The sequence below is a fragment of the Halosimplex aquaticum genome (assembly GCF_028747785.1).
Lineage (GTDB): Archaea > Halobacteriota > Halobacteria > Halobacteriales > Haloarculaceae > Halosimplex > Halosimplex aquaticum.
On record NZ_CP118158.1, the window covers coordinates 4,453,331 to 4,467,307 of the forward strand.

The 13,977-nt window shown below is 68.9% G+C and carries 11 protein-coding genes and 1 tRNA gene; 3 read left to right on the forward strand and 9 right to left on the reverse strand.

Annotation, left to right across the window (positions count from 1 at the left end):
* Positions 1 to 85 precede the first annotated feature (85 nt).
* Positions 86 to 559, forward strand: coding sequence for an acyltransferase (locus tag PSC72_RS22010; protein ID WP_274326208.1), 474 nt, complete (start codon positions 86 to 88; stop codon positions 557 to 559).
* A 49-nt stretch (positions 560 to 608) separates the two neighbouring features.
* On the opposite strand, the gene PSC72_RS22015 is transcribed toward PSC72_RS22010, so the two are convergent.
* The 8 genes from PSC72_RS22015 to PSC72_RS22050 form a co-directional block, all read right to left on the reverse strand.
* Positions 609 to 1,400, reverse strand: coding sequence for a mechanosensitive ion channel domain-containing protein (locus tag PSC72_RS22015; RefSeq protein WP_274323572.1), 792 nt, complete (start codon positions 1,398 to 1,400; stop codon positions 609 to 611).
* Positions 1,400 to 2,206, reverse strand: a complete 807-nt coding sequence (gene dacZ, locus PSC72_RS22020; protein WP_274323573.1) for a diadenylate cyclase DacZ — start codon at positions 2,204 to 2,206, stop codon at positions 1,400 to 1,402. The genes PSC72_RS22015 and dacZ overlap by 1 nt, the downstream gene beginning before the upstream one ends.
* A gap of 209 nt (positions 2,207 to 2,415) precedes the next feature.
* The gene (locus PSC72_RS22025) at positions 2,416 to 3,426 is read right to left on the reverse strand and encodes a nicotinate-nucleotide--dimethylbenzimidazole phosphoribosyltransferase (RefSeq protein ID WP_274323574.1); all 1,011 of its coding nucleotides are present in this window, start codon (positions 3,424 to 3,426) and stop codon (positions 2,416 to 2,418) included.
* A 137-nt stretch (positions 3,427 to 3,563) separates the two neighbouring features.
* Complete coding sequence (locus tag PSC72_RS22030; RefSeq protein WP_274323575.1) at positions 3,564 to 4,277, reverse strand: TIGR00266 family protein; 714 nt, start codon at positions 4,275 to 4,277, stop codon at positions 3,564 to 3,566.
* Positions 4,278 to 4,724: 447 nt separating this feature from the next.
* A tRNA-Leu gene (locus PSC72_RS22035) sits at positions 4,725 to 4,808 on the reverse strand.
* A gap of 40 nt (positions 4,809 to 4,848) precedes the next feature.
* Positions 4,849 to 5,886: a sensor histidine kinase gene (locus PSC72_RS22040; RefSeq protein WP_274323576.1), complete on the reverse strand. Its 1,038-nt coding sequence runs from the start codon at positions 5,884 to 5,886 to the stop codon at positions 4,849 to 4,851.
* An 87-nt stretch (positions 5,887 to 5,973) separates the two neighbouring features.
* Positions 5,974 to 6,552: an NADPH-dependent FMN reductase gene (locus PSC72_RS22045; protein WP_274323577.1), complete on the reverse strand. Its 579-nt coding sequence runs from the start codon at positions 6,550 to 6,552 to the stop codon at positions 5,974 to 5,976.
* A gap of 84 nt (positions 6,553 to 6,636) precedes the next feature.
* Positions 6,637 to 7,644, reverse strand: coding sequence for a sodium:calcium antiporter (locus PSC72_RS22050; RefSeq protein WP_274323578.1), 1,008 nt, complete (start codon positions 7,642 to 7,644; stop codon positions 6,637 to 6,639).
* 193 nt (positions 7,645 to 7,837) lie between these two features.
* Here PSC72_RS22050 and PSC72_RS22055 point away from each other — a divergent pair, with 193 nt between their 5' ends.
* Both PSC72_RS22055 and PSC72_RS22060 read left to right on the forward strand, forming a co-directional pair.
* Positions 7,838 to 12,835 (forward strand): PAS domain S-box protein, encoded by a 4,998-nt coding sequence (locus PSC72_RS22055; protein WP_274323579.1) that lies wholly within the window; start codon positions 7,838 to 7,840, stop codon positions 12,833 to 12,835.
* Positions 12,822 to 13,280, forward strand: coding sequence for a response regulator (locus tag PSC72_RS22060; RefSeq protein WP_274323580.1), 459 nt, complete (start codon positions 12,822 to 12,824; stop codon positions 13,278 to 13,280). Before PSC72_RS22055 ends, PSC72_RS22060 begins: the two co-directional genes overlap by 14 nt.
* Positions 13,281 to 13,285: 5 nt before the next feature.
* Here PSC72_RS22060 and PSC72_RS22065 read toward each other — a convergent pair whose 3' ends face one another.
* Entirely contained in the window at positions 13,286 to 13,939 is a 654-nt protein-coding gene (locus tag PSC72_RS22065; RefSeq protein ID WP_274323581.1) for a ribonuclease HI family protein, read from the reverse strand.
* Between the last annotated feature and the right edge of the window lie 38 nt (positions 13,940 to 13,977).

Here is a 13,977-nt window from a genome sequence, read left to right on the forward strand (position 1 = left end):
GGGGCAGCGACGCGGGGCGGCGTCGTCACCGTCCGAGGACACGTCGGAAGCGGAGCGCGGCGGGTCCACCGCTCGCTACGATCGGGTGACGCGCCACCCCACGCGGGGGCCGCACAATTCCATCTTTCACTGGACGACGGCGCGCCACCCGCTCCGGGTGATGGTCAACTACGTCGTCATCCTCGCCTGTCGGGTCTGTCCGAGCATGCGGTTGAAGAACTGGTTGCTGCGGCGCATCGGCGTGACGGTCGGCGAGGGCGTCGCCTGGGGGCTGGAGTCGACGCCGGACGTGTTCTGGCCCGATCTCATCACCGTCGAAGACCACGCGATCGTCGGCTACGACGCGACCGTCCTCTGTCACGAGTTCCTCCAGGACGAGTACCGGACGGGCGAGGTCGTCATCGGCGAGCGGGCGATGATCGGCGCCGGCGCGATCGTCCTGCCGGGCGTCGAGGTCGGCGCCGGCGCGCAGGTGGCCGCCAACTCGCTCGTGACCGACGACGTCCCGCCCGGCGCGACCGCCGCCGGCGTTCCGGCGACCGTCGAGGACGCCGAGTGACCGGACGAACTACGGGGCAGTGGTCTGACGCCGCGACGGTCGAACGCGGTCAGTCGCGGATGCGAACGATGCCCGACTCGAAGACGCTCCGGTTCGGGACGATGTACTCCTCGCCGTCGCTCTCGATGCGAGTGGTGAACATGTCGACCTCCTGGACGATCCCCTCGCTGTCGTCGATGCGGACGCGGTCGCCGATGCTGTACGGTTCCGTCAGCAGCAGGTAGACGCCGGCCGCCCCCGAGCGGAGCATGTCCCAGAACGCGACGACGGCGAGGACGACCAGCGAGAACGCGTAGACGGCGAGCAGGACGAGCAGCGCGTCGGTCTCCACGCCGAGCTGGCCGAGCGCGATCAGTATCGCCACGTAGAAGATGCTGTACTTGACGAGTTCGGGGATGACGCTGACCTCCGGGAGCTTGACGCTCCGGAGGCGCTCGCCGACGTAGAGCTTCGCCTGGTCGCCGACGACGAGCCCGATGATGAGTGCGAGCGCGGCGATGAACAGGCTCGGCAGGTACCCCGTGAAGCGCGTCCAGAACACGTCCGGGTTGCCGAGCTGGGCCACGTTGACCGCCAGAACGATGGCGAGCACGTAGACGAAGACCGCCGCGATGTTCGAGATGATCCCGATCGTCGAGGTGCCGAAGCCGCGAGCGGTCCGTTCGAACGGCGTCCCCTCGACGGTCTCGGGGATGCCGGCGCTCCTGAGCAGCGTCCGCGTCCACCGCCAGACGAGGTAGCTGAAGACGAGGCCGAACAGCAGGATCGCGATCGAGGCCACGACCGCTCCCTGGTCGGAGAAGACCGCGCGGACGAACTCCGCGAGCCAGTCGATCTGCATCAGTACGCCTCCGGATCGAGCTCCAGGATGAGTTCTCCCGCCTTGAACGCTCGCACGAGACCGTCGCTCTCGGAGAGGACGATCGCGATGGCGTTCGTGTCCCGCGTGATCGCCCCGGCGGCCATGTGGCGCGCGCCGAGCCCCTTCGGGATGTCGACGCCCTCGGCGGAGGGTTCGAGGTAGCGATAGGCGGAGACGATCTTCCCGGAGTCGGAGATGACGAACGCGCCGTCGAGCCGCGAGAACTCCTTGAGCATCACGTTGACGATGGGGTCGCCGACGTGGACGTGGGACTTCTCGAAGGGGTTGTAACTGAGCGGCCGGGACTTGTTCATCACCTTCCCGGCGTCGCCGACGACGAACAGCGCGCCGACCGGCTTGCCCTTCTGGCCCTTCTTGCCGAGTTCGACCGCCACTTCGAGCACGTCGCGGATGACCGAGGGCTCGGCCCGCGAGTTGGCGAACAGGTCGTAGACGCCCGACTTCTCGAACTCGTCGGCCCGCACTCGCGTGACCGTGTCGGCGTCCTCGCCGAACACGCCCGCCAGACAGACCAGCTCCGCGTCCTCGTCGACGTGGCCGTTCTCGACGGCCCCTTCGACGCCGAACCGAACCCGATCGCGCAGGTCCTCGAACTCCAGCGGCAGCTCCACGAACGACTCCGCTTCGACGTCGTTGTCCGGGCCGACGACGACGGTCTCCTCGTCCTCGGCCATCGTCTCGTAGTCCGATTTGCCCGGCGAGAAGAGAAACACAGCGTCGGCGTCCGCGACTAGCTCGTCGAGGAAGTCGTCGAGACCGGTCATTGTCGTATCAACTCATCCGACATGAAAAAGCGTTTCGGCCCGTCTGACCGCCGTCGCACGCTCGTCATGCGAACGCGCCGAACTCGTCCCGAGGCCGGCCCGCCGCACCCGGAAAAGAACTGCCACCTGACACGTCCGCGTCGGGGGTGGTGTTCCGTCCGCGATCGCTCACTGCCGCGACGGACTGCCATGCGACCGCGACGCCCCGATCAGGCGTCGAGCGGGAGCGAGCGGTACCGCTCCAGCACTCGCTCGCGGACGTCGGCGTCGGACACGCCGGCGGTCCTCGCGAGCGCGAGCGCCCCGCCCATGGCGACGCCTTCCTTCGCCTCGCCGGCGACGTAGCCGTCGAACGCGGGGTGGTCGCCGGCGTCGAACGCCGGATCGGTCGCGGTCACCGAGAGGTCGAACGCGTCGGCCAGCGCGCCGAGATCCACCGACGGATCGTCGGCGACGTACTGCGTCGTCGCCAGGTCGAGCGGCCGCTCCTCCCCCGCGTGGCGCAGGACCGCGGCGACCGTCGCCAGCTGGGTCCCACCGGCGAGCGTGACGGCCGTCCCCGATTCGAGACAGCCCAGCGCGAGCCCGCTCAGCACGGCCAGCACCGGGTCGCCCATCCGCCGGATCGCCTCCCGGGGGTCGCCGGACAGGTCGCCCTCCGCGAGCCCGCTCGCGGCGAGTCCCTCGTCGACGACCGCCTCCTTCCGTTCGACCGGGTTCTCCGGCAGCGACGAGGAGACGCTCGCGCCGTCGGCGGTGGCCGACCGCTCGCCGAGCGCCGCCTGCACGCCGAGCGCCGTCGTCGTCCCGCCGGGGATCGACTCCCCGAGGTACACCTCGTCGTCGGGCAGCGCCTGCCCGAACTCCCGGGCCGCCGCGAACGCCCCCGGCGCAGTCGGGACCGGATCGGCTTCCCGGATGTCGTCGCCGGACCGCGCCCCGACCGTCACCGTCGGCGCGCCGGTCGGTTCGGCCAGCCCGGCGTCGACGACGGTCACGTCGAACCCGACCAGGTCTCGCACAGCCCGCGTCACCACCGCCGGCGTCGGACAGCCGGTGGGACTCACCGGCACTACCGGCGACCGGACCGGTTCGCCGTAGCTCACGATCTCGGCGTCGGCGCTCGGCGTGTGGACCATCGCCTCCGGGTCGGCGCCCGCCGCGCTCAGCCCCTCGATCTCCGCCGTCCGCGTCGTCCCGACTGCCAGAACTACGCGCACCTGTCTCCCCTCCCCGTCGCGCTCGGACTGCGTTCCATATCCGTCGGGTCAGACGGCCACGAGTTAACTCCGTCGGGACGCTCGCCGCAAGAAAGAGGACGCTTCGAACCGGTCCCCCTCGAACCGACTCGGTTTCGTCAGATGAAGTCGTCGACGCTCGGGCCGCCGGCCGAATCGCTGTCCTCGTGTTCGGTCCCGCCGGCCATCAGCGTCAGCGGGTTGCGCGTCTGGAGCCAGACGTGCCCCTCGCCGGAGAGTTCGGTCACGAAGCCCTCGCCGCCCAGCATCGTCGACTTGATGCTCCCGTCTTTCCGGCGGTCCATCGACAGCCCGTCGGTCCAGGCCACGAGGTGATCCTCGTCGACCGTCAGCGGCTCCTCCGGCGTCACCTCCTTCTCGTACATCGACCCGTACGAGGAGACGAAGGCCATCCCCTGCCCCGAAATGCCCAGCACCGTCAGCTCGCCCGACGAGAACAGGTTCGACCGGTTGTTCATCTCCGTCGACCGCTCCACCAGCGGCTCCCAGGCCAGCAGCGACCCCGACTGGGACTTGATCGGTCCCTGCTCGGTGACGTTGATCGCCGTGATGTCGCCCGGGTGGTCCGGCACCAGCGTCACCTCGGCGTCGTCGGCCACCGCGTAGTACTTGTTCTCGACTAACCCCCGCTCGTCGCTGATCGCCCGCTTCGCCATCCCCATCACGCCGTCGTCGCCGCCGATGCTCGTCTCGTTCTCGATTCCCGCCGACTGGGTCATCATCGCGCCCGGCTTCGTCTCGATCTCCTCACCCTCCGCGAGACCCACTTCCAGCACCGCGTAACTCGGTCGCTTGTCGATCGTGTAGCGCATCTCACCAGGTATGTCTCTCATCCGTTACTTATATCTTGCTAATGTTTACGTGCAAACGCCACCGTTCGGGCCTGTTGGCCGCGTTCACGGGACAATTCGCGGGACCGGATCCGAACCGAACGGGGACGGTCGGCCTAACGTCGCTCGCCCGCTGCGACTCCTCGGGTTCGAATCCGTTGGCGATGTTGCGACTCGTAGTCTGCTCGCAGCAAAAATGCGCGGGACCGGATTTGAACCGGACCCAGACGTGCTCGCTCCCTGTGGTCGCTGTGCGCGACTGGTAGGGTTCAAATCCGCTGGCGATTTTACTGCTCGCGGTTTGCTCGCAGCAAAAATGCGCGGGACCGGATTTGAACCGAGTGGAGACGGTCGGCCTCGCTTCGCTCGGCCGCTGCGACTCCCCGGGTTCAAATCGCGGTCCTGCTCTTCGCTCACTCCGTTCGCTCATGCGCGGGACCGGATTTGAACCGGCGGATCCCTACGGAACAGCGTCCTAAGCGCTGCGCCTTTTCCTGGCTTGGCTACCCGCGCCCGCTTTCCGCTATCCCCGTCGCGCTCATGAAGGTGTCGCTCACGAGTCGCCGACCGCCACCCCGTGGAACTCGAAGCGGGCGCCGCCGTCAGCCCCCTCTGTCACCTCGACGGTCCAGCCGTGAGCCCGCGCGATCCGTCGGACGCTCACCAGACCGTATCCGGTCCCGTCGACTGCCGTCGAATACCCCGACTCGAACACCGCTTCCCGCTCTTCCGCCGGGATCCCGCACCCGTCGTCTTCGACGGAGAGGCAGCCGTCCCCGTCGACGCCGACGCTCACCTCCACCCCGCCGTTCTCGTCACCGATCCCGTGCTCCACCGCGTTGACGAAGAGGTTCTCGAGCAGTTGGGTCAGTCGCCCGCGGTCGGCCGCGACGGGTCGGTCGTCGCGGACGAACAGCGTCGACTCGCCCGTCGCGACGTGTTCCCAGGCCGAGCGAGCGACCGCGGCGAGCGAGACGTACTCGGTGTCGTCGGCCGACGGGTCCGATCCGGTCCTCGCGATCAGGTCGCTCAGCAGTTCGTCCGTCCGGTCGAGCGCCGCGAGGGCGTCGTCGAGGTGACCGTCGTCGCCCGTCCGGCGGGCCATCTCGATGCGGTGCCTGACCGCGTAGAGCGGATTTCGCAGGTCGTGACCGACGACGCTCGCGAACTCGCCGATCTGGTCGGTCTCGGACTGGCGGTACCGCTCGCGCGCCCGCTCCCCCCGGTCGATCGCTCGTTCGACGGCGTCGACGAGCGCCTCGTCAGCTATCGATGGGACGTACTCCGCGGCGCCCGCCGCGACGGCCCGATGCGCCAGCGATTCGTCCCCCTCGCGTGCGAGTGCGACCACTGCGACGGCCGGATCGGTCTCGCGGATCGTCTGTATCGCTGCGACTGGGTCCGGACAGCTGTCCGCGTCGACCACCAGACAGTCCGGTCGTCCGGCCGCGACGTCGTCCGCGAGATCGCCGAAAGCGATCCGTTCGACGGTGAAATCTCTCCGCTGGAACCGCGATTCGGCATCGGCGAAGGCCTCGGTTCGCTCCCCCGGCGCTCCGTCGACCCACGCCACGGCTCTCTCCCCGTTCATTGCAAGCGAGTGCGCCGCCCTCCCGGTTAAAGTATCGTACCGGGATCGGCGGGGCGGTTCGCCAGTCGGGTCGACTGTCCGCGAGCGTCAGTCGGCGCCGACGTTCTCCGTGCTCTCGATGTAGGGCGGATCGGGTTCGATGCTCGCGTACTCGACGGCTCGCTGGCCGAGCGTCCGGACTCGGTCGCGGTCGCTCTCCTCCCGGAGCGACTCGCCGTCGAACTTGGTCCGCGCCCGCGGCAGCGCGGCCTGGTGGGGGAGGACCCACGCGTTGAGCGAGCGGCAGACCGACCGGAGGTGGTCGAGGGACGTGACCGGGAACGACCCGCCGGCCACGCAGAGGAGGCCGATCGTCTTGTGTTCGAACTCGTCGAATCCGCAGTAGTCGAGAGCCGTCTTGAGGACCGACGAGTACGACCCGTGGTAGACGGGCGTCCCCAGGAGGATCGAATCGGCCTGGCCGATCCTGTCGCGGAGTTCCGCGGCGTCGCCGGCGTCCTCGTCGTCGGGGTCGAACACCGGGAGGTCGAGCGATCGGAGGTCGATCAGGTCGACGCTCGCGCCGGTCTCTTCCGCGGCATCGAGCGCGATCCGCAGCGCTTTGCGTGTGTAACTCTCCTCGCGCAGGCTACCACAGACGGCGGCGACGTGCGGCTGGTCCGACATGTGTCCTCGTCGGGGACGCGAGCCTAAAATTTCGCCGGTTCCGCCGCTTCTCCGGGCGGCAGTGCCGTCGGACCGCGCCGTCACCTATATCCCGATGACGGTGTCGACGACGCCGACGGTCTCCAGGGTCATCCAGACGAGGAACAGCGCGTACAGTCCGAGGAAGCCGTACGCCTCGGGGTCGGTGAGTTCGAGGCGAGTGCGCGTGAAGACGATGAACACGAGCGTCGCGAACGCGAGAAAGCCCATCGTCGGGATCGCCACGAGGAAGTCGATCGTCGCCTCGCCCGCGAGGAGGACGCCGACAGGGATGGCGACCAGGAGGTTGAACGTGTTGCTCCCGAGGACGTTCGTGAGGCTGGTGACGTCGTCGTCGTTCTTCGCGGCGTTGACGCTGACGAACGCGTCGGGGAGGCTCGTCCCGGCGGCGATGACGGTCAGCCCCCACAGGAACGTCGGCGTGTCGAATATCGTCCCGAACGAGAGGGCGGCGCGGACGATGCCCTCGACGCCGACGGCGATGACCACGAGCGCGACAGCGAGCCGTCCCCACTCGCGGAGCGGATCCACGTCGGGCGCGGCGGCGGCCACGTGCTCGCTCGCGTCCTGCTGGTGGAGGAAGACGTAGACGACGTAGGTAGCGAGCGGGAGGACGACGAGCGGTCGCGTGAGGACGGCGGCCCTGTTCGTCCCGCCGGGGACGTACGTCGCGCCGAGGGCGAAGACGATGAACAGGACGAGCACGCTGATGACGTAGAACTGGGCGTCCTTGTGGACCACGTCGCGCGTCGCTTCCAGGTCCTCGCTCGCGAGCGCCGAGAGCGCGGGGATGACGAGGAGGTTGAAGATGGCGCTGCCGACGATGGCGCCGACGCCGAGGGAGAACTCGTCGTGGACGACCGTGCTGATGGCGATGGAGCTGATCTCGGGGAAGCTCGACCCGACGGCGACGACGATGGCCCCGTGGACGGCGACGGGTAGCCCGTAGTACCTGCTCAGGCGTTCGGCGGCCCGCTCGAAGCGCCCGCTCCCCTTCCAGATGACGACCGTCGCCACGACCGCCAGCGCGAGCGAGACGAGGAGACCGGGCATCGCCCGGAAATTGCGGACGCGCGCTGAAGTGAGTGTCCCCTTCGAACGCTTCGCTCGAGCCCGGGCCGCGTTTCGCTCGATACGGCGGCCGAACGGGTCGATTCGCGCTCGCCGGGCCCGGTCGACCGGTGACCGATCCGGGGACTGCGGCCAGACAAGAAACTTATCCACCGTGGACCACTGTAGCGTGAACATGTGCAGACGGGCCGACGCCTCGGGGACGGCGTTCTGGGGTGAAGTCGACGACACCGAGGCTCGCGAGCGGTATCGAGCCCTGGTCGACGCGATAGACGGTGGGATCGTCCGGATCGACGGCGAGGGACGAGTCGCCGCCGTCGACGACGTACTCGTCGACCTGACGGGTCGCGAGCGCGAGGACCTCCTCGGGCGGCCCGTCGCCGCGCTCTTCGACGGAGACGCCCCGGCGATCGAACGCGAGGTCGACCGACTCGCCGCGGGCGAGGCCGGACGAAGCGCGAGGGCCGACATCGCCCTTCGAACCGCGGACGGGAACCGCGTCCCCTGCGAGATGCGCGTGAACCCGATCGAACTGGACGGCACCGCGGGACTCGTCGGCGTCGTCCGCCGGGACGTCGGACGCGAAGCGGCGGAGGGGGGCGACGCCGAGGGGGAGTCCAGCGGCGGAGCATCCGCCGACGAACGCGAGCGGAACCACGAGAACGAGAGGAGCGGCCGGGGGCGAGCGATCGACCACGAGCATCTGATCACCGCGCTCGAAGCCGCTCGTGAAGGTGTCAGCCTGCTGAACGAGGACGGCGAGTTCGTCTACGTGAACGACGCCTACGCCGAGACGTTCGGCTACGACCCCGACGAGATGAGAGGGGAACGCTGGGAGGCCCTCGGCATCGAGGCCGACCCGGAGGGATTTCGCGAGGAGGTCCTCTCGACTATCCACGAGGACGGCCAGTGGACGGGCACGACGACGTGCGTCCGGAGCGACGGGAGTCGGTTCCGCAGCCACCACTCGCTCGTGTCGACCGGTGACGGGAAGCTACTCTGTTTCGTCCAGGACGTCACCGACCGGACGGAGCGCGAGCGGGAACTGCGGGAGACCGAGCGGCGCTTCGAGGCGGTGTTCGAGGATCCGAACATCCTGGTCGGGCTGCTCGAACCGGACGGGACGGTACTGGACATCAACGAGACGGCGATGGAGTACATCGACGCCGACCTCGCCGACGTGCGCGGCGACCCGTTCTGGGAGACGCCGTGGTGGGGCGAGGGCGACGACGTCCGGTCCGACGTCACCGAGTGGATCTCGCGTGCCGCGGACGGCGAATACGTCGACTTCCAGGCCGATCTCACCCGTCCGAACGGCGAGCAGTACTCCATCGAAGGCTACTTCCGGCCGGTCACGAACGACGACGGCGAGGTCGTCTCGATCATCGTCTCCGACCGCGACGTGACCGAGCGCAAGGAGCGCGAGCGGCAACTCGCGGAGTCCGAGCGCCGCTACCGGACGCTCGCCGAGTACTTCCCGAACGGTCTCGTGACGCTGTTCGACCACGACCTGCAGTACACGCTCGCCGCCGGCCAGGGGTTCGACAGGATCCCCGTCGACCCGGAGGACGCGGAGGGAGAGCAGTTCAGCGACGTCTGGGACGAGGACACCGCAGCGGCGCTCGAACCGCTGTTCCAGGCCGCCCTCGACGGCGAGGAGCGGTCCATCGAGGTCGAGTACGCGGGGCGGGACTGGCTCGTCCACGGCGTGCCCATCACCGACGAGCGCGGCGACGTCTTCGCGGGCATGACGATGGCCCAGGACGTCACAGAGCGCAAGGAGCGCGAGCGGGCGCTCGACGAGATGATAACCGAGCTACGGGAGAGCGAGGAGCGCCTCCAGCTCGCGCTCGAAGCCGGCGAGATGGGGTCGTGGGAACTCGACCTGGAGACCGGCGGTGCGCCCGTCCGCACCGAGCAGCACGACCAGATATTCGGCTACGAGGAGCCGCTGAACGACTGGGACTTCGAGACGTTTCTCGACCACGTCCACCCCGACGACCGTGAGCGGGTGGAGCGGCGTTTCGAGCGGGCCTTCGAGACGGGCGAGTGGGTGTTCGAGTGCCGGATCGTCCGAGCCGACGGCGAACAGCGCTGGATCTCCGTCCAGGGCGAGTTCCACGAGGACGACGACGGCGACCCCGTCAGGGGAATCGGGATCGTCCAGGACATCACCGAACAGAAAGAGCGCGAGCAGTACCTGCGCGACGCGAAGTCGCAACTCGAAGCCGCGGCCGAGGCCGGCGCGGTCGGGACGTGGGAGTGGCACATTCCCGAAGACCGGTTCGTCGCCGACGCCTCGCTCGCGCGGAAGTTCGGCATCGACCCCGAGGAGGCCCGCGAGGGCGTGTCGCTCGACCGGCTCGTCGACTCGATCTACGAGGCCGACCGCGAGCGGGTCGAACGCGAGATCGAGGCCGCCGTCCAGTCGTGCGGCGAGTACGAGTCGGAGTACCGCGTCTGGAACGCCGACGGCGATCTCCGGTGGGTGGTCGCGCGCGGCCACGTCGAGTGCGACGAGGACGGGACGCCGGTCAACTTCCCCGGTGCGCTCACCGATATCACCGAACGCAAGGAGTACCAGCAGGAGGTCGAGCGGTCCGAGCGCCGCTACCGGACGCTGGTGGAGAACTTCCCGAACGGGTCCGTCGGGATGTTCGACGAAGACCTGCGATACACCGTCGTGGGCGGACAGCTCCTGGACAGTCTCGACATGTCGCCGGATGACCGGATCGGAAAGCGCATCTCCGAGATCCACTCCGACGAACTGCTCGAGGAAATCGAGCCGTACTTCCACGCCGCACTCGACGGCGAGATGAACTCCTTCGAGGTCGAATACCGCGGCCGCCGCCTCCACGCTCACACGCTCCCGGTCAGGAACGCCGACGACGAGGTGTTCGCCGGCATGCTCGTCGTCCAGGACGTCACCGAGCGCCGGGAGGCCCAGCGCGAACTCCGCGAGAGCGAGGCGAAGTTCCGCATGCTCGCCGAGAACCTCGAGGAGATCGTCTGGATGGCCACCGCGGACGGCGAGGAGTTCGTCTACATCAACCCCGCCTTCGAGGAGGTGTGGGGACTCGACCGACGAGAACTGTACGACGAACCCACGTCCTTCCTCGACGCGGTCCATCCCGACGACCGCGAGCGCGTCCGCGAGGCGTTCGCCGCGCTCCCGGAGCGGGAGTTCGACGAGGAGTACCGGATCCGCCGAAGCGACGGTGAGGTCCGCTGGGTCCACTCCCGCGGCGCCACCGTGCGAGACGAGGACAGCGGGATGGTTCGCGTCGTCGGCATCGGCGATGACGTGACCGAGCGCGTCGAGCGCGAGCGCGAACTAGAACGGAGCGAGCGCCGCTACCGGACGGTCGTCGAAAACTTCCCCAACGGCGCGGTGGGCCTCGTCGACACGGACCTGCGGTACGTGACCATCGGCGGGAAACCGCTCACCGAGAGGGATCTGACGGCCGAAGACCTGGAAGGACGGTTGGTCCGTGAGGTGCTGTCGCCGGAACTGGCCGACCGCGTCGAATCGCTCTACCAGTCGGCGCTCGACGGCGAACCCGCCACGCTGGAGTACAGCCACGAGGACGGAGACAGGCACACTCGGTACCGGACGTTCCCCGTTCGGGACGACGACGGGGAGATATTCGGCGCGATGGGGATGTCACAGGACATCACCGAGCAGGTCGAGCGCGAGCGCCGCCTGGAGGAGTCCGAGCGCCGGTACCGCACGCTCGCCGAGAACTTCCCGAACGGCGCCGTCGCCGTGTACGACGAGGACCTCCGGTTCACGCTCACCCAGGGCGCCGAACTTGGCGACGTGCTCCCGGAGCGCGACGAACTCGAGGGCCGGACCGTCTCGGAGGTGTTCCCGCGGGGCATCGTCGAGCGCCTCGAACCGCTGTTGCGGGCCGCCGTCGAGGAGGGCGAGAGCGACAGCGACACCTTCGAGTTCGGCGGCCGGCACTGGCGGACGCGAGCGACCCCGCTGCGCGACGCCGGCGGCGAGATATTCGCCGGCCTGAGCTTCTCCCAGGACATCACCGAACAGGTCGAGCGCGAGGCCGAACTCGAACGGGCGCTCGACCTGCTGGAGCGGACCGAGCGCATCGCCGACGTCGGCGGCTGGGAGATCGACCCGCAAACGCGGGACGTGTTCTGGACAGACCACGTCTTCGACCTGCTGGAGGTCGAGGGCGAGGATGAACCGCCGCTGGACGAGGCCCTCGACATGTACCACGCGGACGACCGGGCGATCGTCGAGGAAGCCGTCGACGACGCGCTCGCGTCCGGCGAGTCGTTCGACGTCGAGGTGCGTCTCCGGACGGGGGCGACCGGCGAGATCCGCTGGCTGCGGCTCCAGGGCGTCCCGGAGGTGGTCGACGGCGACGTCGTCTCGCTCCGCGGCGCGGCCCAGGACGTCACCGAGCGCAAGCACCGCGAACAGCGCCTCGAAGACCTGATCGAACGACTGGAGGAGTCGAACGAACGGCTCGAACAGTTCGCCTACGCCGCCTCGCACGACCTGCAGGAGCCGCTGCGGATGGTGTCGAGCTATCTCCAGTTGATCGAACGCCGCTACGCCGACGACCTCGACGAGGACGGCCGCGAGTTCATCGAGTTCGCCGTCGACGGCGCCGACCGCATGCGGGACATGATCCAGGGGCTGCTCCAGTACTCCCGCGTGGACACCCGCGGCGACCCCTTCGAACCGGTCGACCTGGAGGCCGTCGTGTCGGACGTCTGCGACGACCTGCAGGTCCGGATCGAGGAGAGCGGCGCCGAGATAACCGCCGACCCGCTGCCCCAGGTCGAGGGCGACGGCGGGCAACTGCGGCAGGTGTTCCAGAATCTGTTCGACAACGCGATCGAGTACAGCGGCGACGACCCACCGCGGGTCCGCGTCTCGGCCGAGCGGGCCGGCGACCGGTGGGAAGTCTCGGTCAGCGACGAGGGCATCGGCATCGACCCCGAGGACGCCGACCGGGTCTTCGAAGTGTTCCAGAGCCTCCACAGCCAGGGCGACCACGCCGGCACGGGCATCGGCCTCGCGCTCTGTGAGCGGATCGTCGAGCGCCACGGCGGCGACATCTGGCTCGACTCCGTGCCCGGTGAGGGATCGACGTTTACATTCACGTTGCCGACCATAGGGACAGACAGTGCCCGACCATGACCGCTCCGGCGACCCCGCCGACATCCTCCTCGTCGAGGACAATCCGGGCGACGTCCGCCTCACGCAAGAGGCGTTCAAAGAGGGACAGATCCGGAACACCCTCCACGTGGTGACCGACGGGGTCGAAGCGCTCGACTTCCTCCGCCGGCGCGGCGACCACGCGGACGCGCCGCTCCCGGACATCGTCCTCCTCGATCTCAACCTCCCCCGGAAGAACGGCGACGAAGTGCTCGACGAGATACGGAGTGACCCCGATCTCGAGTACCTGCCGGTCATCGTCCTGACGAGTTCGGAGGCCCAGGAGGACGTGGTCCAGTCGTACGAACTCCAGGCGAACGCGTACCTGACGAAACCGGTCGACCCGAGCGAGTTCATCGAGACCGTCCGGTCGATCCAGCAGTTCTGGCTGTCCGTCGTTCGGCTCCCGCCCTACGACGAGGAGTAGCTCCGCTAGCCGGGTCCGAGGGCCGCGATATCGGCGCCGACCGTCGCGAGCGCGTCGGCGGGGTTCGGGTCGCTGTCGGCGAGATGCGTGTACCGATGGTCCGGGACGCTCGATAGCGCCGCCGCGACGCCTTCGCTGTACGTCTCGACGCCCGGCTCCGTCGGGGCGTCGCCGCCCCAGACGTCCCGGACGACCGTCATCGAATCGATGCGAACCTCCAGCCTGCGCGGCTCGTAGCGAGCCAGCAGTTCGGAGAGTCCGAGCTGGAGGGCGACGTACTCGGCGGTGTTGTTCCCCGCTCGGGAGCCGACCGGCCGGCCGAGACGGACGAGTTCGTTCTCCTCGGCGTCCATGATGACGGCGCCCGCGCCTGCGGGGCCGGGATTGCCGCGTGAACTGCCGTCGACGTAGAGGACGAACGCGTCGCCCGACGGCTCGGGGGCCGGTGGTCGGGCGAGGTCCGACTCCAGCAGGGTCTCGAGCGCGCCACGCAACTCGGCCGGGGTCGTCGCGGGGTCGAAGAGGCCGCCGTAGCCGGGGACGGCGTCGTCGATGACCTCGGTTGCCGCCGCCATCTCGTAGCCGACGCCCGCTAGTACCTCGTCGACGAGCGCGGCGAGCCGCGTGAGGTGTTCGCCCGGGAGTCGGTCGTCAGTCACACCGCGTCACCCGCCGGACTCCGGTACGGGATTCCTTC